The sequence below is a fragment of the Streptomyces sp. NBC_00996 genome, from assembly GCF_045162675.1.
GTDB lineage: Bacteria > Actinomycetota > Actinomycetes > Streptomycetales > Streptomycetaceae > Streptomyces.
Genome location: NZ_CP108723.1, coordinates 2,308,463 through 2,330,517, shown reverse-complemented (window position 1 = coordinate 2,330,517; position 22,055 = coordinate 2,308,463). Strand labels below are relative to the sequence as shown.

The 22,055-nt window shown below is 69.7% G+C and carries 18 protein-coding genes and 2 pseudogenes; 7 read left to right on the top strand and 13 right to left on the bottom strand.

Annotated elements, in window-relative coordinates; genetic code table 11:
* Window positions 1-150 precede the first annotated feature (150 nt).
* On the bottom strand, window positions 151-525 hold the full coding sequence (locus tag OG390_RS11105; RefSeq protein ID WP_406167088.1) for a cupin domain-containing protein: 375 nt from the start codon (window positions 523-525) through the stop codon (window positions 151-153).
* Between the two features lie 115 nt (window positions 526-640).
* Here OG390_RS11105 and OG390_RS11100 point away from each other — a divergent pair, with 115 nt between their 5' ends.
* Both OG390_RS11100 and OG390_RS11095 read left to right on the top strand, forming a co-directional pair.
* Window positions 641-1,087 carry a MarR family winged helix-turn-helix transcriptional regulator gene (locus OG390_RS11100; RefSeq protein ID WP_406167086.1) on the top strand — a complete coding sequence of 149 codons (447 nt, stop codon included), beginning with the start codon at window positions 641-643 and terminating at the stop codon, window positions 1,085-1,087.
* Between the two features lie 170 nt (window positions 1,088-1,257).
* Window positions 1,258-2,118, top strand: a complete 861-nt coding sequence (locus OG390_RS11095) for an esterase/lipase family protein (RefSeq protein ID WP_406167084.1) — start codon at window positions 1,258-1,260, stop codon at window positions 2,116-2,118.
* Between the two features lie 289 nt (window positions 2,119-2,407).
* Here the strand turns inward: OG390_RS11095 and OG390_RS11090 are convergent, their stop codons facing one another.
* Window positions 2,408-3,415 carry a lytic polysaccharide monooxygenase gene (locus OG390_RS11090; protein ID WP_406167082.1) on the bottom strand — a complete coding sequence of 336 codons (1,008 nt, stop codon included), beginning with the start codon at window positions 3,413-3,415 and terminating at the stop codon, window positions 2,408-2,410.
* 643 nt (window positions 3,416-4,058) lie between these two features.
* Window positions 4,059-5,750, bottom strand: a complete 1,692-nt coding sequence (locus tag OG390_RS11085) for an acetolactate synthase large subunit (RefSeq protein WP_406167080.1) — start codon at window positions 5,748-5,750, stop codon at window positions 4,059-4,061.
* Between the two features lie 220 nt (window positions 5,751-5,970).
* On the opposite strand from OG390_RS11085, the gene OG390_RS11080 reads away from it, so the two are divergent.
* Together OG390_RS11080 and OG390_RS11075 are read left to right on the top strand one after the other, a co-directional pair.
* A complete protein-coding gene (locus tag OG390_RS11080; RefSeq protein WP_406167078.1) occupies window positions 5,971-6,708 on the top strand; it encodes a flavodoxin family protein in 738 nt (245 codons plus the stop codon).
* 327 nt (window positions 6,709-7,035) lie between these two features.
* Window positions 7,036-7,478: pseudogene (locus OG390_RS11075) on the top strand (GNAT family N-acetyltransferase).
* Window positions 7,479-7,517: 39 nt separating this feature from the next.
* Here the strand turns inward: OG390_RS11075 and OG390_RS11070 are convergent.
* Window positions 7,518-7,652, bottom strand: a complete 135-nt coding sequence (locus tag OG390_RS11070; protein ID WP_356140129.1) for a hypothetical protein — start codon at window positions 7,650-7,652, stop codon at window positions 7,518-7,520.
* Between the two features lie 136 nt (window positions 7,653-7,788).
* Between OG390_RS11070 and OG390_RS11065 the strand changes: the two genes are divergently transcribed.
* Window positions 7,789-8,406, top strand: a complete 618-nt coding sequence (locus OG390_RS11065; protein WP_406167076.1) for a class I SAM-dependent methyltransferase — start codon at window positions 7,789-7,791, stop codon at window positions 8,404-8,406.
* Window positions 8,407-8,419: 13 nt separating this feature from the next.
* Here the strand turns inward: OG390_RS11065 and OG390_RS11060 are convergent, their stop codons facing one another.
* Together OG390_RS11060 and OG390_RS11055 are read right to left on the bottom strand one after the other, a co-directional pair.
* Window positions 8,420-8,929 (bottom strand): DUF402 domain-containing protein, encoded by a 510-nt coding sequence (locus OG390_RS11060; RefSeq protein ID WP_406167074.1) that lies wholly within the window; start codon window positions 8,927-8,929, stop codon window positions 8,420-8,422.
* Complete coding sequence (locus OG390_RS11055) at window positions 8,910-9,839, bottom strand: GNAT family N-acetyltransferase (RefSeq protein ID WP_406167072.1); 930 nt, start codon at window positions 9,837-9,839, stop codon at window positions 8,910-8,912. Before OG390_RS11055 ends, OG390_RS11060 begins: the two co-directional genes overlap by 20 nt.
* A 71-nt stretch (window positions 9,840-9,910) precedes the next feature.
* Between OG390_RS11055 and OG390_RS11050 the strand changes: the two genes are divergently transcribed.
* Window positions 9,911-10,279: a GntR family transcriptional regulator gene (locus OG390_RS11050; RefSeq protein WP_369245504.1), complete on the top strand. Its 369-nt coding sequence runs from the start codon at window positions 9,911-9,913 to the stop codon at window positions 10,277-10,279.
* 315 nt (window positions 10,280-10,594) lie between these two features.
* On the opposite strand, the gene OG390_RS11045 is transcribed toward OG390_RS11050, so the two are convergent.
* Together OG390_RS11045 and OG390_RS11040 are read right to left on the bottom strand one after the other, a co-directional pair.
* A complete protein-coding gene (locus OG390_RS11045; RefSeq protein ID WP_406167070.1) occupies window positions 10,595-11,365 on the bottom strand; it encodes a DUF72 domain-containing protein in 771 nt (256 codons plus the stop codon).
* 57 nt (window positions 11,366-11,422) lie between these two features.
* On the bottom strand, window positions 11,423-12,517 hold the full coding sequence (locus OG390_RS11040; RefSeq protein ID WP_406167069.1) for a DUF5925 domain-containing protein: 1,095 nt from the start codon (window positions 12,515-12,517) through the stop codon (window positions 11,423-11,425).
* A 167-nt stretch (window positions 12,518-12,684) separates the two neighbouring features.
* On the opposite strand from OG390_RS11040, the gene OG390_RS11035 reads away from it, so the two are divergent.
* Window positions 12,685-14,100, top strand: a complete 1,416-nt coding sequence (locus tag OG390_RS11035) for a GH39 family glycosyl hydrolase (RefSeq protein ID WP_406177606.1) — start codon at window positions 12,685-12,687, stop codon at window positions 14,098-14,100.
* Between the two features lie 37 nt (window positions 14,101-14,137).
* On the opposite strand, the gene OG390_RS11030 is transcribed toward OG390_RS11035, so the two are convergent.
* From OG390_RS11030 to OG390_RS11010, 5 genes and pseudogenes are all read right to left on the bottom strand, one after another.
* On the bottom strand, window positions 14,138-17,974 hold the full coding sequence (locus tag OG390_RS11030; RefSeq protein WP_406167067.1) for a lipopolysaccharide biosynthesis protein: 3,837 nt from the start codon (window positions 17,972-17,974) through the stop codon (window positions 14,138-14,140).
* On the bottom strand, window positions 17,967-18,764 hold the full coding sequence (locus OG390_RS11025; RefSeq protein WP_406167066.1) for a polysaccharide deacetylase family protein: 798 nt from the start codon (window positions 18,762-18,764) through the stop codon (window positions 17,967-17,969). Before OG390_RS11025 ends, OG390_RS11030 begins: the two co-directional genes overlap by 8 nt.
* On the bottom strand, window positions 18,761-19,774 hold the full coding sequence (locus OG390_RS11020) for a glycosyltransferase family 2 protein (protein WP_406167064.1): 1,014 nt from the start codon (window positions 19,772-19,774) through the stop codon (window positions 18,761-18,763). The genes OG390_RS11025 and OG390_RS11020 overlap by 4 nt, the downstream gene beginning before the upstream one ends.
* On the bottom strand, window positions 19,771-20,589 hold the full coding sequence (locus tag OG390_RS11015) for a glycosyltransferase family 2 protein (protein WP_406167062.1): 819 nt from the start codon (window positions 20,587-20,589) through the stop codon (window positions 19,771-19,773). Before OG390_RS11015 ends, OG390_RS11020 begins: the two co-directional genes overlap by 4 nt.
* A 373-nt stretch (window positions 20,590-20,962) precedes the next feature.
* Window positions 20,963-22,055, bottom strand: a pseudogene (locus OG390_RS11010) (GNAT family N-acetyltransferase).

Sequence of the window (22,055 nt, the reverse complement as noted above, 5' to 3'; positions counted from 1 at the left end):
AGGCGGCCCTACCGGTGGGGGCTTGTCGCGCAGTTCCCCGCGCCCTTTTTGGGGGCGCGGGGAACTGCGCGATCTTTCAGGGGGGTCTGGGGCGCAGTCCCCAGGCACGGGACGGGTAGGGGCGGAGGGGGCGAAAACCCCGTAGGGCCCCTAGTTCGCCCACGGCGGAGTGAGGACCGAGCCGTCGGCCAGTGCCGCCTGGAGGCCGATGGATGTGGTGACCCAGGAGATCGCGGTTTCCCCGGTCGGGTTCTCGACGCCCAGCGTGGCGCCCGGGTTGATGATCACCGTGTCGCCCGCGACGATCCGCTCGGTGCGGCCGTCGAGGGTGATCAGCAGTTCTCCGGCGAGGAGATGGAAGATCTCCTCGCGGTTGACGGTGTGGACGGGGGCCTTGGTTCCCGCGGGTATCTCGCCGCGCCAGGCGCACAGCTCCTTGCTGCCGCTCAGGGGAGTGGCGTGCGAGATGAAACGGGCTCCGTGGATCTCGTGGACAACGGCTTCGGACGGACGGATGACGGGCACGGGTGCCTCCGGGGAGGTGGATGGACAAGAAGAGATGGTCAAGCTACTTGACTGTGCCTGCGCTCCCTATGGTCAAGCCGCTTGACCAATTCGTCAAGGGTGTTTCAATGCATGCGTGCAGAACTCCGAGGCCATGGCCCTGTCCGCCGCGCTGCTCGCCGTCGCTGGTGAGCTGACGCAACGTATTCACGAGGGCGTGGTCGCCCGGGGGTTCGAGGGGCTGCGGCCCGCGCACGGTTTCGCGTTCACGCGGCTCGCCCCGGACGGTGCGACGGTCACCGACCTCGCCGCCCATCTCGGGGTCACCAAGCAGGCGGCGAGTCAGCTCGTCGAGGAGCTCGTCCGCAAGGGGTTCGTCGAGCGGCGCCCGCATCCGGACGACGCGCGCGCCCGGCTGATCGTGCTGACCGAGCGCGGCTGGGCCTGCACGCGCGCGGCGGAGGAGGCGGCCGCCGATGTCGTGCGGGGGTGGAGTGGACTACTCGGGGAGGGTGAAATGCGCGCGTTGCACGACCGTTTGGTGCGCATCGCGCCCTACGGTCCCATCAGGCCCGCCTGGTGACGGTTCAGTGGCTGCGCTCACCGCCCTGGTTACCACTGGAAGTTTTTACTGACGCGTAACTTCACACCTGAGCTACTCACCCGTAACTTGACGAGTGAACAGCATCCTCGTGATCCGGATCACAGGGCGTACGTCGTCGCAACTCCCTTGAGCCGCAAGGAGATCACCCGATGCTGCCCTGGAAGCGAGTGCTCAGACCCCTGACCGCGCTGCTCCTGACCGCCGCCGTCGCAGTCGTCCCCGCCGCCACCGCCCGGGCGGACTCCGCCCCCAGCCGTGGCTGGAACAACTACTCCTGCAAGCCGTCCGCCACCCACCCCCGCCCCGTCGTCCTCGTCCACGGCACCTTCGGGAACTCCGTCGACAACTGGCTGGCCCTCGCGCCCTACCTGGTCGACCGCGGATACTGCGTCTACTCCCTCGACTACGGGCAACTGCCGGGCGTCCCGCTCTTCAACGGCCTCGGCCCCATCGACAAGTCGGCCGAACAGCTCCAGACATTCGTCGACAAGGTGCTCGCCGCAACCGGCGCGACCAAGGCCGACCTCGTCGGTCACTCGCAGGGCGGCATGATGCCCCGCTACTACCTCAAGTTCCTCGGCGGAGCCGCCAAGGTGAACGCGCTCGTCGGTATCGCGCCCGACAACCACGGCACCACCCTCAGCGGTCTCGCCAACCTGCTGCCGTACTTCCCGGGCGCCGAGGACCTGCTCTCGGCGGCCACTCCCGGACTCGCGGACCAGGTCGCCGGATCCGCGTTCCTGGCCAAGCTCAACGCCGGCGGTGACACCGTCGCCGGCGTCCACTACACGGTCATCGCCACCAAGTACGACGAGGTGGCCACGCCGTACGACTCCCAGTTCCTCACCGGCTCCGACGTGCACAACGTCCTGCTGCAGAACCTGTGCTCGGTCGACCTCTCCGAGCACGTGGCGATCGGTCTCCTCGACCGGATCGCGTTTCACGAGGTGGCCAACGCCCTCGATCCGTCGCACGGCACCGCGACCACCTGTGCGTCCGTGTTCAGCTGAGCACGCCGCCGGGGTCTGTCCGGCCTGAGCCGCCGGACAGACCCCGGAGTCCCGCGCCGACAGGGCCTGGTGCCGCGTCAGCCAAGGTTTGCCCGTCAAGGAGCGGCGTCCGGTGCGTGCTCTGGGGGTCCCCCCGGCCGAAGGCTGGGGGAGTGCCGGCCGGAAGTCCTCGTACTGGACGTACTTGGGCCTTCGGCCGGTGCGGCGAGTGGGGGCACCTCCCACGCCCTTGAGGCAGTGGGGGAGCGTGCCGGGCGTCGCGACGGGGCGAACCTCGGCTGACGCGGCACTAGCGGCCGTGGCGGCCGCTCGACATCGCGCGCCGCCGGACCGAGGCGAACAGCGCCGCGGCACCGAGCGCCAGGGCGGTCGCCCCGCCGATCGCGATGTACGACGTGGAGGAGTCGCCGCCGGTCTCGGCGAGGTTCTGCGAGGAACCGTCCGCCTTCGGCTGGTTCGCCGTGTCCGTGCCGGCCGCGGCGGCACTCGCGGTACTCGCCGCAGTCGTCGGCTCCGCCGACGTACTGGCGTCGTTGTCACCGTGACCGTGGTGCTCGACGGTCGACTTGTCGGCACCGTCCTCGATCTGCTCCTCGGAGGGCGCGGAGGCGGTCGGGGCGGGGGAGGAACTGCTCCCGGTACCACCGCTGCCGGTGTTGCCGCTTCCGCCGAAGGCCACGTCCGAGCAGGAGTAGAACGCCTCCGGGCTGTCCGAGCGCTGCCAGATCGCGTACAGGAGCTGCTTGCCCGAGCGCTCCGGGAGCGTTCCGGAGAAGGTGTAGAAGCCGCCCGAGGCGACCGGGTCGGTGGTCGTCGCGACCGGGTGCTCGAGGTCCAGGTCGTCCCAGGCGAGCGGCTGGGAGGGGTCGTAACCCGCCTTGGTGATGTACACCTTGAACGTGCCCTTGTGCGGGGCCGTCACCCGGTACTTGAAGGTGTACGAGCCGCTGCTCACGCCGGTCGTCGGCCAGTCGGCACGCGCCAGGTCGAGCCCCTTGAACTCGTCGTTGTTCGCGCTGCACAGCTTGCCGTCCGGTATCAGCGCCTGGTGCCGCCCGTTCGCGTCGCCGATCCGGATCCCGTTCCAGTCGTAGAGCGCCTGCGTGCCACCCGCCGCGACGGCCGCCTTGCAGGCGTCCGACCCGGGGCTCTCGGGGCCCTCCGCATAACACTGGGACACCCGGCTGACCGGGTCACCCATCGTGCCGTGCGCGGACGCGGGCGCGGCGCCCAGCGCGGTCAGGGCGAGCGGGGCGATGCCGACGGCGACGGCGGCGACCTTGCGGCGAGCAGACATGGGGGAACTCCTCGAAAACGGTCCTTCGGGCATGCGGCGAACCCGTGGGGGGCGATCAGCAAGCTAGCCCCAAGAATCCGTGGAATCGCCTGCGGGAGGCGGGTGACGGAGATCCTTATGACGCTGTTAAGGCGGGGCTAACTGGGGGCTCAGGAAGGGCGGTTGAAGCGCCCTACCTCACCTGCGGGCGAGCGGCGAACCGTCCGTGACCGTCCACGTCCGTCCGCCGCGGGACACCACGGTTGGCTCCCGGAACGGCTCTCGGCGAGGCGGCCGAGAGGCGGCAGGCAGCGGGGCAGAGGGGGAGACTGGCTGCGGTACAACAGCGCATCGTCGTCGAGGTGCATCACCCATCTGAGTCGCCATCGGCTTCAGCCTTCCCCTCATCTGAGGCGGGGCCTTCAGTCCCGGCCGCTCATCGCCGTTTCGCCGGGGTGGCCGCAGCTGAGCTGGACCTTCACTCTGTTGACGGTCGCTGACAAACCGCGGATATCCAGTCCAACTGGTTGTCCTGATCACTGCCCTCGCTCCATTGGCCATGGTGCGGTTCACCGCCGGGCCAGAATCACGCCGACGCGACGGCACAGGCCGAGTCAGCGAGGATCGAGAGGCCGGTGCTCCGCCCACAGCACGGCCCGCGAGGTCAGAACGGGCCGTGGAGACTGCCCAGTCTGTCGGTCAGACGCAGATTCTCGGAGTAGTCGACGGGGCAGGCGATCACGGAAACCGTGTCGTCGTCCAGGGCGCGGCGCAGCACGGGCAGCAGTTGGTCGGCGGCCTCGATCGCATAGCCGCGTGCGCCGAAGCTTTCGGCGTAGGCGACCAGGTCCGGGTTGGTGAACCGGGTATGGCTGTGGCGACCGAGTTCGAGTTCCATCTTCCAGGTGATCAAGCCGTATTCTTCGTCCACCAGGACGAGGGCGACCAGCGGGACGCGTTCACGGACGGCGGTCTCCAGTTCCTGGGAGTTCATCAGGAACGAGCCGTCGCCCATCATCGCCAGGACTCGTCGGTCCGGCCGGGCGAGCTTGGCGGCGATCGCGCCCGGCAGTGCGAAGCCCATGGTGGACAGGCCGTTGGAGACCAGGCAGGTATCCGGTTCGTAGGTCGGGTAGAGGCGGGCCATCCACATTTTTCCGGCGCCGGTGTCCGCGAGCACGATGTCGTGGCGGTCCAGCGCGGTGCGGACATCGGTCACCACGCGCTGTGGCACCAGAGGGAACGCGTCGTTGTCGCCTCCGTACTGGAGTTCTTCGTCGAGCAGCGTACGGATCTTCGCGCTGCTTCCCAGGTCGTAGGTGAGTCCTTCGGGCAGCGCCGCCGCGAGTGTGTCCAGCGCCTGGGCGGGGTCACCTTTGACGCCCACTGCGACCGGGTAGTGGGCGTCCACCTCGGCGGGGCAGCGGTGCACGTGAATGATCTGCTTGTCGCCGTTCGGGTTGATCTTGACTGGGTCGAACTCCTGGATCTCGTAGCCCACGCAGATCAGCACGTCGGCCGCGTCGAAGCCGAAGTTGCCGTAGTCGTGGCGCATGAAGCCGACCGCGCCGAGCGCGTTCGGGTGATCGTCGGGGAAGACGCCCTTGCCGTGGAACGTGGTCGCGACCGGGATGTTCAGCCGCTCGGCGAACCGCACCAGGGCCGCAGAGGCCCCGGCTCTGGCGGCACCGTGGCCTGCCAGCACGACAGGGTGCTGGGCGGCCGCGAGCACCTCGACGGCCCGCGCGATCTGGGAGGGCGACGGTGCATCGGCGCGCACCGCGTCGACCTGCAAGGGTGCCGGCGGCTCGGCAGGACGCTCTGCTTCGATGTCCTCCGGCACCGCCAGGAACACGGCGCCGGGGCGCTCGCTCTGCGCGGTCTTGAACGCCTTGCGCGTCATCTCCGGCACCGCGTCCGGACACGCGATCTGGGCCGCCCACTGGGTGACGGGAGCGAACATCGACACCAGATCAATGACTTGGTGCGACTCCTTGTGGACACGGCGCAGCGACCCCTGCGCGGCCAGGGCCACCATCGGCGCGCTGTTGGTCATGGCGTCCGCAGTACCGAGCAGCAGATTGATCGCGCCGGGCCCCAGCGTGGCCGAGCACACTCCGGCCCGGCCGGTCAGCCGCCCGTAGATCTCCGCCATGAACGAGGCGGCCTGTTCGTGGCGTACCAGGACGTACCGGATCCCGGAGCCGTTCAGCGCGTCAACGAAGCGGATGTTCTCCTCACCGGGAATCCCGAAGACGTACTCCACGCCCTCGGCCCGCAGACAGCGCACCAACAGGTGCGCGACGTCCGCCACTGCAGTTGTGTTCCGCGACTCGGCCGCGCCTTGGGTGCCCATGAGACGAAAGTAGGGATGTCCGCCTGCCCCGGCCACTGATCAGCCGCCGACCGGGGTGGCCGGTGACGGGTACCGACCCGCGCCTGAGCCCACGCGCCGCAAGCGACGCCGCGGCTGTTCGGAGGCGTAGCGGTGGCGCCTGCCGCGGTCGGCCCGCACGCTTGATCCAGATGTGGACGCGCCGCCGCGCCGTGCGGCGGCAGACCTTTGGGAGGACCGTGTGACCGCTTCGGCGCCTGCCACCGATGTACCGCCGGCCCGGTACGACGACCTGCGTGCTCTGGTGATCAACTGCACCCTCAAGCGCTCGCCGGAGACGAGCAACACCCAGGGACTGATCGACCGCAGCATCGCCGTCATGGACGCGCAGGGAGTGCACGTCGATGTCGTACGGGCGGTGGACAACGACATCGCCACCGGTGTGTGGCCCGACATGACGGAGCACGGCTGGGAGACGGACGCCTGGCCGGACCTCTACCAGCAGGTCCTGGCGGCCGACATCCTCGTACTGGCCGGCCCCATCTGGCTGGGCGACAACAGCTCCGTGATGAAGCAGGTGATCGAACGTCTCTACTCCTGCTCCAGCCTGCTCAACGAAGCCGGACAGTACGCCTATTACGGCCGCGTCGGCGGATGCCTGATCACCGGCAACGAGGACGGCGTCAAGCACTGCGCCATGAACGTCCTCTACAGCCTGCAGCACCTGGGGTACACCATCCCTCCCCAGGCGGACGCCGGATGGATCGGCGCGGCGGGCCCCGGCCCCTCATACCTCGACCCCGGCTCGGGCGGCCCGGAAAACGACTTCACCAACCGCAACACCACCTTCATGACCTGGAATCTGCTGCACCTGGCCCGGGCGTTGAAGGATCTCGGTGGCATCCCCGCATACGGCAACCAGCGCACCGCGTGGGACGCCGGCTGTCGCCGCGACTACGAAAACCCCGAGCACCGGTAGGAACTGGTTCTCCGCCAGGCTCGTGCGGGTGTGGACGCTCGGGAAGGAAAAGCCGCACGTGGACGTGTGGCGCTCCATGCGCCGGCACGGCGACACGAAGACCCAAGCGATGGACGGCATCTTCGGAGACGATGACGATGCGTTGGGCGGAGAGCCCCGGAAGCAGTCTGATTCACGTGCCGTGGCTCCCTGTTCGGCTCCCGATGCAGAGAAGAGCCCGACCGGCCCTGCCCTGACCTGCGAGAAAAGCTTCTGCAGGTCAGAGGGGCTCTTACGGAGCCCTTGAGGGAGTGCTGGGACGGCGATCAGGTAGGTAGCGTTCGCGGCATGACAGACGAGGAGATCCGGTCGGCCGTCGCCGCCGATGTGCCGGTCGTGAGGGCCGTGATCGACGCGGCGTTCCATCCCTACATCGCGCGCATCGGGCTGGTTCCGGCGCCCATGGAGGCGGATCACGCGGCGAACGTGGCCGCGGGGCAGGTGTTCCTGACGGGGGAGCCGGTGACGGGGCTCGTGGTGGTCGAGGAGCGCGAGGATCACCTGTACCTCGACATCATCGCCGTCCACCCCGACGCCCATGGCACGGGCGTCGGCTGCTGCACTTCGTGGACGCACGCACGCGTGAGCTCGGACTGCCCGAGATCAGGCTTCTGACGAACGCGCTGATGTGGGAGAACCAGAAGATCTACCCGAGATACGGGTACGAGGTGGTCGAGCGGCGCGTCGACGGTCCGTACGACCGGATCCACTATCGCAAGCGGCTGGTCTGACGGTTCCGGTTCTGGCGCCGGTCTGGTCCTCGTGGCGGCTCAGCCGTCCGGCCACCACGTGCGTGCGATGTCCTTTCGGACCTCCGGGCGCTCGGCCGGGCGCTCGTCGGCCTCGTCCCGCACACGGCGGGAGTCCGACTTCCTCAGGGGCTTCTGCACGGTCACACGGCGCATGGCTGCCTCCTTGGGCCTACCGGGTTCCGCTGTGTACGGAGGTAGACCCTTTCCGGGAGAGTTCCTCATCGGTCGGGATCTGTCTGTGGCGGCTGTCACGAATCGACTGTCAGTGGCGGGTGTCACCCTGGGGCGCATGACGAGTAACAGTGACATGAATCCGGGGGCGGGCGTCGACTGGGACGCGGAGTCCGTCACATTCGACAAGGAGCCGGACCACGGCCTGCGCGACCCGGTCGTAAGGGAGGCCTGGGCGGCCCGGCTGCGGGCGTGGCTGCCGGAGCGCCCGGCCGACGTCCTCGACGCGGGCTGCGGCACCGGCAGTCTGTCACTGCTCGCGTCCGAGCGGGGGCACCGGGTCACCGGAGTCGACAGTTCGCCGCGCATGGTCGACCTCGCGCGCGCGAAGCTGGCCGGCCGTGACGCGGTGTTCCTCGTCGGTGATGCGGTGGCGCCGCCCGTCGGCGAGCAGCGGTTCGACGTGCTGCTGTGCCGCCATGTGCTGTGGGCGCTGCCGGACCCCGAGCGCGTCCTGCGGCACTGGCGCGGGCTGCTCCGCCCAGGAGGGCGACTCGTCCTGGTCGAGGGCGTCTGGGGGACCGTGAGCCCGGTCGGCATACCGGCCGACCGGCTGACCGCCCTCCTCGACCCTCTGGTGAGCCACCTCCGCGTGGAGCCGCTGTCGGACGACGCGCGGCTGTGGGGCCGCGAGGTCGAGGACGAGCGGTACGCGGTGGTGGCCACCGTCGAGTGAGAGGACGGCAGGCCTAGGTGTACTCGGCCAGCAACGCCTCGAAGTCGCCCTCGCGGGCCAGCCGTTCGAGTTCGTCCAGGGCGTTCTCGGCGGCGGTCGCGGCCCGCGGATCGGTGGTCGCCAGGCCGCTCGCCGCGAACTCGTCCTCGTCCAGCCGGAGTACGGTGCTGCCGTCGGCCGAGCGCCACAGGTCCAGGTCGAGATCCTCGACGACCAGCTCGCCGCCACGGACGGTGGCCGGGCGGGTGATGTCGCAGTACCAGCCCTTCAGCACGCCCCGGCTGTCACGGACCTCCTTCACCGAGTACCACCGGTCCCGCCAGTAGTACTCGGTGAAGACATCGCCCTGTTCGAACCGTACGAAGCCGAAGTCGCGTACGCCGTCGCCCGCCCACGGCGCGCGCACGGTGACCCGAGTGCCGTCGTCGGCGAGCAGCTCGGCGGGGTAACTGATCTTCGTGCGGCCGTACTTGACAAGGACGACCTCCAGCGAGGCAGGGGTGTCAGGGGAGGTCGCGGACATACTTCACCTCCGTCGCGCAGATCTCGTATCCGAACCACTTGTTGATCGCCAGCATCGGTCCGTTTCCGGAGTCGTTGCCCGTGAATGCCTCCGTGAGGCCGGCGGAACGGGCGTGGTGCAGGGAGGCGTTCTTGGCGAGCTTGGCGAGGCCGCGGCCCCGGAAGGCGCGCGCGGTGCCCGTCATCACCGTGCCGTAGCGGGTGCCGCCGTCGGTGCGGGCCGCGCTGAACGCGGCGGGGCGGCCGTCGACCACGGCGACCGAGGTCAGCTCGGGGCTGAACAAGGGGTGGCGCCAGATCTCCGTCAGCCAGGCCTCGTAGTCCGTGAACTCCCGGTCTACGTCGCTCGGTTCGTCCCGCAGCGTCTCCGCGTCCAGGCGGAACACCGGTCGCGGATCGTCGGCGAAGTCCGCGGCGGTGCGCAGCTCCACGCCGGGCGGCGGCGACTGGAGGGGTGGCAGGGTGCCGTTCGCCAGGTCGAGGCGGAGGAAGTGCGCGGAGCGGGCGGAGCGGTAGCCGCGCTTCTCCGCGAAGGCGCGGTTCCCGGGCTCGTCCAGGACCCAGGCGTGCAGCCTGGTCGCGTCCAGGGCACTCAGCAGCTCCTCGGCCGCGCGCACCAGCAGCGCGCCCGCGCCGCGGCCCGTCCGCTCGGGGTGCACATAGGCATTGACGTACGCCTGGCCGGGCTCCGGGCTGTCGTACACGACGCCCACCTGTGCCGTGCCGATGGGCTCACCGTCCTCCTCGGCCAGCAGCGGCTGGTAGTGGGAGTCGGGGTGAGCGTGCTCCAGGTCGTAGGCGATGGACTCGGGCGTGAAGAGCATGAACGGGAGGGCCTGGTGACGGATGCGGGCGAAGGCCTCGGCGTCCGCCCGGTCCCCGCGGCGCAGTTCGCGAACGATCACGGTCATGGAGCCGCACGCTACGCGTGGGTCGTGTGCGGATGCCTCTCATTTTCCGGCGGGTACGGGACAATCGCTGCGTGACCCTGAAGATCCACATCGCTGAGGGGGCCGCGCCGTACGAGCAGGTGCGCGCCCAGATTTCCGAGCAGGCCCGGTCCGGCGCACTGCCGGTCGGCTACAAGCTGCCCACGGTGCGCGGCCTGGCCGAGTCGCTCGGCCTCGCGGCCAACACCGTCGCCAAGGCGTACCGGGCCCTGGAGGCGGACGGGGTGATCGAGACGCGGGGGCGCAACGGAACGTTCGTGGCCGCCGCCGGCGACGCCGCGTCACGCGAGGCCGCGACCGCCGCGCAGGCCTACGCCGACCGGGCGCGTCGCCTCGGCCTCACCGAGTCGGCCGCGCTCGACGCCGTACGGGATGCCCTGCGGGCGGCTTACGGGGGATAGGGGGATGTCGCCGCCGCGGCTGAGCCGATTTCGGCACCGCCGAGTACGCCGCCGTGCCGGAGCGCCGCGCCGTCCAGGCGGAGAAGGCTGGAAGGCTGGAAGGCTGGAAGGCTGGAAGGCCCGAAGGCTGGAAGGCCCGAAGGCTGGAAGGCCCGAAGGCTGGAAGGCCCGAAGGCTGGAAGGCCCGAAGACTGGAAAGCCGGAAAGCCGGAAAGCCGGAAAGCCGGAAAGCCGGAAGGCCGGAAGGCCGGAAGGCCCGAAAGCCGGGAAGAAGGCGGAAAGGGGAGCCGCGGCGAGTAAAGGGGTGGCGTCGCCTCACGACGCCGGCATGTGGCCCGGCGTGCGGGTCACCGTCAGGCCTGCTGCCCTCGCCGCCCGGGCGAACATCACCGCGTCCTGGACGGCCGCCGCGTGCGGATCGTTGTTGAAGTACACGTACACGTCGTGGTCGTCCGGCCAGGTGTGCGCGATGCGCTGTATCCAGGTCGTCAGGGACTGCCGGCCGTAATGCGGCCACCGCAGGGCGCGGCCCTGGTGGAAGCGGATGTAGCCCCAGTCGGTGGTCCGCCACAGGGGGGTCACCGGGCGGGCCAGGACGTCGGCCCAGCAGAGGGCGGCGCCCCGTGACTCCAGCACCTCGCGCACCTCGGGCGTCCACCAGGAGTCGTGGCGCGGTTCGACCGCGATCCGCGTGCCGGACGGGAATTGGGCGAGGCAGTCGTCGAGGAGCGCGGGGTCGGCGCGCAGCGTGGGCGGGAGCTGGAGCAGGACCGGGCCGAGCCGGTCGCCCAGGCCGGCCGCGTGGGTCATCAGGCGGTGCACCGGCTCCGCCGGGTCCCGCAGCCGCTTGATATGGGTCAGATAGCGGCTCGCCTTGACGGCGACGACGAAGTCCGGGGGAGTGCGCTCGCGCCAGCCCTCGAAGTTCTGCCGCGACGGCAGCCGGTAGAAGGCGTTGTTGAGCTCGACCGTCGCGAACCGCGCCGCGTATTCCTCCAGCCAGAGCCGCAGGGGCAGCCGATCCGGGTAGAGGACCCCGCGCCAGTCCTTGTACTGCCACCCCGACGTGCCGACGTACAGGGTCATACCTCCATCAAAGCACCGGAGGCGGGCGGATGCGGCGCTACAGATCGGACGCGGGAGCTACAGATACAGCCCCGCGTCCGCACCCTCGCGCTGGTCCGGTACCGACGTAGGAGTCGTCCCCCGGCGCAGCGCGTACAGCTCCGCCAAGGTCGCGCCCTCGCGTGAGACGCCCTCCTCGGTGCCCAGCCAGTTCACCGCCTCGCGGCGGGTCAGCGGGCCGACCTCGATGCGGGCCAGGCAGCGGCCGGGGCGGACGACGGCCGGGTGGAGGCGCTCCAGGTCCTCGTTGGTGGTGACGCCCACCAGCACATTGCGCCCCTGGCCCAGCAGCCCGTCCGTGAGGTTGAGCAGGCGCGAGAGCGCCTGACCCGCGGTGTGCTTGGCCTCGCCGCGGATCAGCTCGTCGCAGTCCTCCAGGAGGAGCAGCCGCCAGCGGCCCTTGCCCGTGCCGTCCTCCTCGCCGATCGCGATGTCCATGAGATAGCCGACGTCGGAGAAGAGCCGCTCGGGATCCAGGACGCAGTCGACCTGGCACCAGTCGCGCCATGAGCGGGCGAGTGTGCGCAGCGCGGAGGTCTTGCCGGTGCCCGGCGGCCCGTGCAACAGCAGCAGACGGCCCGCGATGTCCTCCGGCGTCGTCTTCATCAGGCGGTCCATCGCGTCCGCCACCGGCGCCGTGTAGTTGGGGCGGACCTCTTCCCACGTACCCGCCGAGATCTGGCGTGTCGTGCGGTGCGGGCCCCGGCGCGGTGACACGTACCAGAACCCCATCGTCACGTTCTCCGGCTGCGGCTCCGGCTCGTCCGCCGCGCCGTCCGTCGCCTGGTTCAGTACCTTCTCCGCCAGCTCCTCGCTGGTGGCGGTCACCGTGACGTCGGCGCCGCGGTTCCAGCGGGACACCAGGAGGGTCCAGCCGTCGCCCTCGGCGAGGGTCGCGCTACGGTCGTCGTCGCGGGCGGAGCGCAGCACGCGCGCGCCCGGCGGGAGCAGGGTCGCTCCGGACCGTACGCGGTCGATGTTCGCCGCGTGCGAGTGCGGCTGCTCGCCCGTCGCGAAGCGGCCGAGGAACAGCGCGTCGACGACGTCCGACGGTGAGTCGCTGTCGTCGACGTTGAGCCGGATCGGCAGAGCGTCGTGTGGGTTCGCAGACATGCCGCCATGATCCGTCACGCGGGCGCCCCGTGCACCCGGTTTCCGCGGTGCGTCACGTGTGTCGGCTGTCGTCCATTGCTTCCGGTGTATCCCCTCCGTCCTGTTACAGGGCTGTGGTGTTACGGGATCTGTCCTACGGCCGATCCCCACCGTTACTGTTGCCCATGATGGGACGTCATGGGTGGAATTCGGGGGCAGGACGGTGGCGGCTCACCGCGCTGCTCGGTGTCGGTGCGGCCGCTCTGGCCCTGGTCGTGACCCTGCTCAACACCCTGCCGGGAGACGGCGGGAGCGCCGCGGGCACGACCCGCGACGGGGACAAGGTGCACGGCACACCGGTCACCCCGCCCGAAACGCCGCGGCCGGAGGTGGGCTGGGGTTTCACCCACACCCAGTTCAGCGCCGACGAGGGCGCCGCCGACGCCACCGAGCGCGTCGAGGGGCTGCTGGAGAAGCAGTCGCTGCCGCAGAACCAGCACATCATGGGCTGGGGCGCGAGCAACCCCGAGCCGTCCGAGGGGCGTTACGACTTCTCCGAGATGGACCGCCGTATCGACTTCATCCGCAAGTCCGGCGGCACCCCGATCGTCACCCTGTGCTGCTCCCCGGACTGGATGAAGGGCGGCAAGTCCGGCGTCACCGACTGGAGCCAGGCAGCCCTGGAGACCGCCCCGGACCGCGCCCACTACAAGGACTTCGCCGCGCTCGCCGCGACCGTCGCCGAGCGCTATCCCGACGTACGGCACTTCATCGTCTGGAACGAGTTCAAGGGCTTCTGGAACGACGGCAAGGCCCGCTGGGACTACGAGGGCTACACCGAGCTCTACAACCTGGTCTACAAGGCGCTGAAGAAGGTCGACAAGGACATCATGGTGGGCGGCCCCTACCTGGTCATGGACAGCTTCGACCCGCGCCAGACGGACAACGCGTCCACCACCGTGAAGGGCACCTGGGGCGCCATGGACCAGCGCGTCCTCGACGCGTTCGACTACTGGAACAAGAACAAGGCGGGCGCCGACTTCGTCGTCGTGGACGGCTCCAGCTACACCAACGACGACGACATGCTGCCCAATGAGTTCGCCGCCACGGACAAGCTCACGGCCGTCGGGAAGTGGGTGCGTGAGCAGACGCACGACCTGCCGCTGTGGTGGGCCGAGTACTACGTCGAACCGGCCGACGGCAACGACGACCGCAAGGGCTGGTCCGAGATCCACCGCGCCGCCGTACAGGCCGCCGGAATGATCGCGATGGTCAAGGGCGGCGCCTCCTCCGGCTTCTACTGGAACCCGGAGACGGAGAAGGGCGCCGACTGCGCGGGCTGCCTTTGGACGCCGACCGACGGCGCCGACGGCGGGAAGACACTCCCCATGTACGACCTGGTGTCCCGCTTCGGCAAGGAGTCCCCGCCCGGGACCAAGTACGAGACCGTGTCCGTCGCCGCCGACGACGTGCCCAACGTCCGCGTCCTCGCCACCGACAAGGTCGCCCTCGTGGTCAACACCCTGGACCGCTCGATCAGCGCCAAGGTGGACGGCAAGCGGTTCGAGATGCGGGCGTACGAGGTGAAGTGGCTCACCCGGTAAGTCCGGTGAGCCACTTCAGCGCCCGTGCAGGGACGTACTACTTCATCGTCAGGAACCGCTGCACCATCGAAGCCAGCAACACCGCCAGCAGGGGCAGCGAGAACCAGAAGCTGCTCTGCAGCCAGCGCAGCTGCCGCACGCTCGGCCGCACCGCGACCCGTACGACCTCTCGTGCCGTCAGCAGCACGATGAGCGCGATCGCCGCCAGACCACCGACGACCGACCACGGCGTCCAGGTCACCTGAGGCCCGATGGGCCCCGGATCGGCCTTCGGGACCTTGCCCGCGGGCTGTTTGCGCAGCGCGTACATCGTCACGTCGTCGTTGACGAGGACCTTCTTCAGCTCCTGCCGGTCGTCGAGGTTGGTGATCAGCCTCGACTCCCAGCTCGCCGAATAGCCCACGTCCATCTCGAGGTAGACCACCTGGCTGCGGTTGATCATCAGATACGAGTTCGGGCCCGCGTCCTTGAGCGCCTTGACGAGCCCGGACACCAGCACCGGGTCGGCGGGCGCCAGCGTGGGCACGTAGTTCACCTTCTCCATGTCCCGTGCGCCCCACGGCATCGCCGGCGTCACGTTGTCGAGCGTGTCGTTGCTCAGCCACAGCAGCCGTACGGTCGGATCGTCGTGCTCGTACACGTAGTTCATGGCCGCGACCTCGCCGGGCCTGATCCGCTCGAAGGGCTCGTTGCCCCAACGGGCCACCAGGAAGCCGCCCATGAGGAGCAGCCCGGCCATGAGGGCCGCGAGTGGGGCGAGACTCACCCGGTCCTTCTCGCGCTCCTTCGCGGTGACGCCGGTGCGCGGGAAGAGGGTGAGACCGGCGAGCAGGGCCGCACCCGGGAGCGCGAACATGAAGACGCGCAGGGCCATTTCACCGCCGTAGGACTGCATGCCGAAGCCCAGGAACGGCACGAAGGTGAGCACGAGCAGCGAGCGCTCGCGGTACTTGTGGTCGCGGCGACGCCACCAGCCCCAGCAGGCGAAGGCCATCACGCCGCCGGCCAGCAGCACGCGCGTGTAGAGCACGAGCTTGTGGGTCGAACTGCCGCCCTGGATACGGCCGGAGACGGACGAGGACACATTGCCGCCGACCCCGCCGACTCCGCCGAACAGGTCGTCGAAGTGACCCGACCAGTACGGCTCGGCCATGAAGGAGATCCAGACCGAGACCAGCACGGCGAACAGGATCGGCAGACCGCGCAGTTCGGAGCGGCCGATGAGGACGAGGACCGCGAGGACGCCCAGCATCACGAACGGCGTGAGCTGGTGCGCCGGGACGGTCGCCGCGAACAGCCCTGTCAGGATCATGAGGAGGACGGCCCGCTGACGGCGGTTGGCCGGCTCGACCTCCACCTCGCCGGGGCGCGCCTTCGTCCACAGCACGCGCGGCGCCCGGAACCACACGAGCAGGACCGCCACGAAGACCAGATAGAGCAGATACGTGAAGCCCTGCGGCGAGAAGTAGTCCTGTCCGACCCAGCCGCTGAGCACGAAGATCCAGATGCCGGTCCACTTGGCCCGCCAGCTCGCCCGCATCGAGCGCATGAGCAGGAACATCGGTGCCAGGTAGAGGAGTTGGATGGTCAGCGGCCACCAGCGGATGACCTCGGTGAGGTCGGTGACTCCGCAGGCCTTCGTGATGAACGCGGCCGCGGCGAAGAAGCCGGGCCAACTCCAGCGGGCGTCCAGGTCGGGTACGGCCGAGCCCGTCCGGTCGATGTAGTCGAGGAACCCGAGGTGCTGCCAGGCCGTCGCGAACCGCGGCTCGGTCTCGATCACCGCGGGGAGCGCGTGCAGCGAGACCACGGTGGCGAGCAGGGTGATGAGCAGGAGTCCCTTGTGCTCGCGGTTCATCCAGAGCAGCGAGGCGAAGACCGTGATCAGCAACGCCGCCCCGACCAGGGTCGGCAGCGGCAGCACCGAGATGAGTCCGAGGCCACCCATGCGGGCGAGGGAGCCGTCGTCGAGGCCCACTGCGGGGACCCAGTAGAGGAGTAGTGCGGAGATCAGCAGGCAGCCGAGGACGACACCCGGTTTGGACGGGTGCGTCAAGCGTTCCCGAAGGGATCGGGGTGGCTTGTCCGTCGGCTGCGGCTCCATTGTGGCTGGTCGCGCCCCCGCGGCGGAGCCGCTTGATGTCACGCCCCGCGCCCCTGCGGGGGCGCTCACCTGCTCGCCCGTCTCGAACGGAGCGTCCACCTCCGGCGCCTCGGACGGGCCCAGGCTGGCCTCCGAACCCGGCTCCCGTGCCTCGACCGGCAGTCCCACCTGCGGCCGCAGCGCCCATGTCGGGCGGTGGTCCGGCCCTGCCGAGGGTGTCCCGGTGGGCGGCGTGCCCGGTCCCGGTCGTACGTCGGGCCTGCGTTCCTGGTGGTCGAAGTCGACGTGGATGCCGAGCGCGAGGGTGTCGGCGTCCAGCTTCTTCGCCCAGGAAGGACCGCTCTTCGTCGCGGGGACCTCGCGCGCCCCCAGGTCGGCGAGGTCCCCGTCCGGCGCCGTGTCCACGGGGACCTCCGCGGGCGGCGCGGTCCGCACGATCTTGTACAGCTTGGGCGCGGCGATCGCCACGATCACCGCGAGGCTGGAGATCTCGGCGACGCCGGCGCCGGTCAGGCCCATGCGCGGCAGCAGGATCACCGTGAGACTCAGCACCATTACGCACAACAGGCCCTGCAGGTAGGCGAGTCCGGAGGTGCGGCTCTGGGCGCGCAGCACCGCGAAGTAGGTCTCCATGACGACCCGCAGCACCGCGCCGACGGCGAACCAGCGCAGCAGCGGGGTCGCCGCGTGCGCGTAGCCCTCGCCGAAGACGTGCAGGATGAACGGTGCGCCGAGGAACAGCAGCCCGCACACCGGCAGCATGATCCGGGCCATCCGCTTGAGCGCGGCCCGGGTGTTGGCGGCCAGCCGCGCCGGGTCGTGCGAGCCCTCGACGGTCAGCGAGGCGCCCATGTTGATGGCGAGCAGGTTGACCGTGCCGCCGATCGTGGTGGTGATGTAGAAGTACGCGTTGTCGGTGGAGCTGACCTGCGAGGCGACGATCACCGGGACCAGGTAGACCACGGCGAGCGAGAAGAGGGATCCGGTGTAGTCGCCGGCCAGAAAGCGCCCGATCTCCCTGAAGGAGGGCGGTTTCGCGCGTTCCTCGGTCGCCTTGATGTGCCGGGGCACCAGGCGCCGGAAGACCAGCAGTCCGAGCGGCACCACCGACAGGGTGATCGCCGCCACCCAGGAGACGAAGACGCCCGTGGTGGGGATCGCGGCGGCGAGGCCGACGAGCAGCAGCAGTTTCGCCGCGGAGAACACGGTGTTGCCCACCGGCACCCACAACGCGCTGCGGAGCCCGGTCAGCACACCGTCCTGGAGCGTCAGCAGCGACCAGGTGACGACCGCGAGGATGAAGCCGAGGCCGTTGAGCGGCCCGTGCAGAAAGCGGTACGAGGGTCCCCACAGGTTCAGGGTCAGCAGGAAGACCACGGCGGCCAGCGCCACGACCACCGAACTGCCCGCGTACGTGCGGAGGATGAGTCGTCCGGTGGCACGCCCGGCGACGGGGATGAAGCGGGCCAGGGCGCCCGTCAGCGTCACCGCGGTGAGGCCCGCGAGGAGCTTCATCGCGGCGATCGCGGCGGAGCCCTGGCCGACCGCCGACTCGGAGTAGTAGCGGGCGGCTACCAGCCAGTAGCCGAGCCCGAGCACCGCGGAGATCCCGGTGTTCAGCATCAGGGCGTAGGCGTTGCGGAACAGCTGGTTGCCCCCTCCGGCACCCTTGCGGCTCCTGCCGGGCAGACGGAGGCGGCGCCCCGACTGCTGCTCGGGTGCCTCGGTCGTGGGTGTGGAAGCCTGGGTTGTGGTCGTCGTGTCAGACACGGGAACGGATGGCCTTCCGGCGGACCTGTCGTGCTCTTCGGACCATGGCGTACCCCTTGGTGAGGGCGTGGTCCCGGGCGAAGTTGCGGGCGATCGCACGGCCTTCGACCAGCCGCTCGAACTCCTCGATACCGGTGCTGCGGCGCACGGTGACGCGCTGCAGGGCGTACGGGCCCTGCCGGCGCCGCGCGAGGCCGTTGCCGACGGCGAGTGACTGGGCGAACCCCGCCTCGCGCACCGTACGGCGCACCCGGCGGCTGGAGTAGCCGTACGGATACGCGAACGACACGGGGCGGGCACCCAGTTCCTCGGCGATGATCTCCTTGCAGCGCAGCAGCTCGAACCAGAGTGCGTCGTCGGGGAGCTGGTCCATCTGCGGGTGCGTGTGGCTGTGCCCGCCGATCTCCACCTGCTCCTCGGCGAGCCTGCGCACCTGGTCCCAGTCCAGCATGGTGTCGAGGCCGCCCCCGGTGTCGTACGCGCCCTTGATCCACCCCGTCGAGACGAACAGCGTGGAGGCGAAGCCGTGCTTGGCGAGCACGGGCAGGCCGTGCCGGTGCACGCCCTCGTAGCCGTCGTCGAAGGTGATCAGGACGGGACGCGCCGGCAGCGGGCCACCGGATCGCCAGCCGGCCGCCAACCGAGCCGTGTCGATCGGGGTGAAGCCCCGGTCGTCGAGCAGCGCCAGCTGCTCGACGAAGGCCTCGGGCGCGACGGAGAGTGCGCGGGTCGCGTCGTTGGGCGCGGTCGCGATCGAGTGGTACATGAGAATCGGCACAGGTCCGCTCATGCTGAAGCCCCCTCGCCGTCCGGGACCCCCTCGATCTCCACCACGGAGAAGGTGGCGCCACCCCTGCGCGCCCGGACGCTCCCGAGTACGTACCCACCGGCCGCCGTCAGAACCCCGGCCACGATGGCGCCCGCGCGGCCCGCGCCGCCCGGCCGGGCGAGCACCGCGTCACGCAGCCCGCGCGCGACCCCGGCGGGCAGGACGCGGGTCGCATAGCGGCGCTCCGACTCGAGTCCCTTGTCGGAGCCGACGCTTCGGGCGACGAGCGCCTTGGACAGGCCCTCGGCGTACGCGCGCGTGCGGAAGTACCCGAAGTGCTCGCGTGCCTCGGGCACCCGGTGATGGATGACCGCCCGGTCGTCGATCAGCAGGATCGCGTCCGGTTTGGCGCGGGTGAGGCGGATGCACAGCTCCGTCTCCTCGCAGCCCAGCGGACGCTTGTCGCCGTCGCGGCCGATACCGGTCGCGAAACCGCCCGCCGCGTCGAACGCCGTACGACGGAAGGAAGCGTTTCCGCCGAGGACGTTGCGGACCTGTACGCGGCCCTGCGGCAGCCCCTTGTACGTGCAGCCCACCACCCAGTCGAACTCCTCCGGGAACCAGGCCGGGCGGCGGCCCGACGCCCAGATCGGCATCGTACGGCCGCCGACGGCCATGACACGCGGGTCCGCGTACCCCGCGGCGAAGTGCCGCAGCCAGTCCCGCTCGGCCACGGCATCGTCGTCGAGGAACGCGATGATCTCGCCGCGCGAGGCGGCGATCCCCGTGTTACGGCCCGCGGACAGACCGCGGGGGCCCGCGTTGGCGAGCACCCGCACCCCGTCGGTCTCCTTGTACTCCCTGGTCAGCCGCTCCAGGAGCGTGGCGTTGTGGTCAACGACCAGGAGCGTCTCCAGGGCGGGCAGGGACTGCGCCCGCACCGAGGAGACCGCCGCGAGGATGTCCACCCAGCGGTCCTCGGTGTAGACGCAGACGACCACCGAGATGCGCGCGATGTGCGGCTCGCTCAAGACACCTCTCCCTGGCCCGAGTCGAGTTGCGCGGCGTGCGGCCTGCGGCGCAGCGCGCGCCGGTTGGAGCGCTCCTTGAGGATCACCTTGAGCACCCGGAACCCGTCCCGCACGGCGCGCAGATTGCTGCTGCCGTGGATGCGGAGGTACTCGTGGCTGGGTATCTCCTGCACCTTGAGCCCCGCCTTGACCACCCGGATGTTCATCAGGGTCTCGACCTCGAAGCCGGTGCAGTCGAGGTCGATCTTGTCGAGGCAGTGCCGCCAGAACGCGTTGTATCCATAGCAGAGGTCGGTGTAGCGGGCGCCGAACTTGGCGTTGACGACCGCGCACAGCACGTGGTTGCCGAGCTTGCGGATCGGTGTCATGTCGGACGTGCCGCCGCCGTTGGCGAAGCGGGAGCCCTTGGCGAAGTCCGCCCCGGACACCAGCGCGGAGACGTACGACACGATCTCGTTGCCGTCGGCGGAGCCGTCCGCGTCGACCATCACGATGATGTCGCCGGTGCACGCCTCGAATCCGGTGATCAGGGCGTCGCCCTTGCCTTTTCCGCGCTGCTCGACGACCTTGACGTCCGGCCACAGCTCGCGGGCCACTTCGACGGTGTTGTCGGTGGAATTGCCGTCCACAAGAACCACTTCGTGAATCCAGCCGGGAAGGGTCTTGAAGACGTACGGGAGATTCTCGGCCTCATTCATGGCGGGAATCACGACACTCACCGGTGGCGCGATGGCCAGGTGAGAGGAGATGGGTCGGTACTTGCTGGCCATTAACGGATCTTGGCCCGAAAAGGCTGGGCGCAGGACTGAGCTCATGAGTCTGGTCCCTCTCGTCCGGTGGACCGCCCGCCCCTGGGCAGTCCGGCTCTTTGTCCGGTTCGAAAGGGGGGTTCTCACTTACGGCATGACGAAATGGATCTCCGTGCCTGCCGGGTGAGCTGGCAAAGCTGGCCGGCTTTCGGAAAAGCGGAAGCCGGTCGCGCGGCACGACTCGGCACAGATGTGGTCACCGAGCACGGCACCCCCCTACCGCGCCCCGCGCCGGGCCCTCTTCGCGATCTTGAGCCCTCCCCTAGATCGCACGAGCAAGATGGACCGATGCGGGTGAGATGTATGACGGTATTGACGATTGCGTCCCTATGGCAAGACCTGGAACGAGGCCTCACCTTTTTGTTGGTATGGCCGTTACCTAATACCTCGAACGGATTTTCCCCATCCGTTTGAGGATCCTGTCGGCCGGCTCGAACAGCAACGGCCGAGACAGCACCGCATTGCGCAGCGCCCGGGCCGGGGCGCGGTGCGCCCGGTGCCCGAATGCGACGGGATGACGTCGTGTCACCCACCCCTCGGACACGGAAAGATCCCGTGTCTTGAGGGAGTCCTTGTAATCCCTCTGGCCCCGCCCAAGATCCACATATGCAATTCTGTCGGCCGCGGCCGCCTCGGCCATGCGTAAATGCAGGATCAGGCCGGGGGAGTATTTCGCGAACGCCGGGTCATACGCCGGGAACCAGCACGCCATGACCCTTTCGGTGCGCAGCCCGAAGTGTGCGGCGACCGGCTTGCCGTCCGCGTACAGCACCGAAAGGAGCCCGGCGAAGGGTTCGGAGCGGGTGTGGTGGAGCTGCTGGGCCAGGTGACTGATCCAGGCGTGCGCGAAGCGGTCGCTGCGCCCGGTCCTGCGGTACTGCCCGGACTTCCAGCCGATCAGCGTGCGCAGCATCGCCGGGTCGCGCTCGTCGTGCACGTAGCGCACCCCGCCGGCGTCCCGGCCGAGCCTGCGCTCCTTGGCGAGGGTGGTCCGGGTGAACTTCGGCGACCGGGCTCGCAGTCGGCGCAGATACGTTTCGTAGCCCTGGTCGAGGTCCATGACCGGGGACGGGAAGGTGCCGGAGGCTCCCGCCTCGAAAGGCTCCTGGCCTTCCACCAGATGGTCGAACTCCCAGACAGCGAGTCCGCAGGCCCGCAGCAGGTCATGGGCCTGGCAGGTGAAACCGGGGCGGTGCACGAGGCCCTGGCAGTCGGAGACGCCGAGGCCGACGGCCCGTCCGACGCCGGTGGTGGTTCTCTGGAACGGGAAGAACGCCGCCGGCTCCGCCCTCGCGTACCACTGCGATCCTTACGCCGCGTCTGCAGCGGCCCACCGCGAGCGTGAACTCCGGAGAGAGGAACGGGTTCGCCGGCCCCGGCGAGCCGGTCAGGTGGGCCTTGGACTGGAAACCGGTCCAGGCCGCCCGGTCGGCCGCGCTCAGCTCACCCGGGCGGTACACGCTGATGTCCAC

What these genes read in the sequence shown, in the direction of transcription:
- OG390_RS11095 (WP_406167084.1), top strand. Translation starts at nt 1,258, where the DNA reads ATGCTGCCCTGGAAGCGAGTGCTCAGACCCCTGACCGCGCTGCTCCTG.
- OG390_RS11090 (WP_406167082.1), bottom strand. Translation starts at nt 3,415, where the DNA reads ATGTCTGCTCGCCGCAAGGTCGCCGCCGTCGCCGTCGGCATCGCCCCG.
- OG390_RS11085 (WP_406167080.1), bottom strand. Translation starts at nt 5,750, where the DNA reads ATGGGCACCCAAGGCGCGGCCGAGTCGCGGAACACAACTGCAGTGGCG.
- OG390_RS11070 (WP_356140129.1), bottom strand. Translation starts at nt 7,652, where the DNA reads ATGCGCCGTGTGACCGTGCAGAAGCCCCTGAGGAAGTCGGACTCCCGC.
- OG390_RS11065 (WP_406167076.1), top strand. Translation starts at nt 7,789, where the DNA reads ATGACGAGTAACAGTGACATGAATCCGGGGGCGGGCGTCGACTGGGAC.
- OG390_RS11060 (WP_406167074.1), bottom strand. Translation starts at nt 8,929, where the DNA reads ATGTCCGCGACCTCCCCTGACACCCCTGCCTCGCTGGAGGTCGTCCTT.
- OG390_RS11055 (WP_406167072.1), bottom strand. Translation starts at nt 9,839, where the DNA reads ATGACCGTGATCGTTCGCGAACTGCGCCGCGGGGACCGGGCGGACGCC.
- OG390_RS11045 (WP_406167070.1), bottom strand. Translation starts at nt 11,365, where the DNA reads ATGACCCTGTACGTCGGCACGTCGGGGTGGCAGTACAAGGACTGGCGC.
- OG390_RS11040 (WP_406167069.1), bottom strand. Translation starts at nt 12,517, where the DNA reads ATGTCTGCGAACCCACACGACGCTCTGCCGATCCGGCTCAACGTCGAC.
- OG390_RS11035 (WP_406177606.1), top strand. Translation starts at nt 12,685, where the DNA reads ATGGGACGTCATGGGTGGAATTCGGGGGCAGGACGGTGGCGGCTCACC.
- OG390_RS11025 (WP_406167066.1), bottom strand. Translation starts at nt 18,764, where the DNA reads ATGAGCGGACCTGTGCCGATTCTCATGTACCACTCGATCGCGACCGCG.
- OG390_RS11015 (WP_406167062.1), bottom strand. Translation starts at nt 20,589, where the DNA reads ATGAGCTCAGTCCTGCGCCCAGCCTTTTCGGGCCAAGATCCGTTAATG.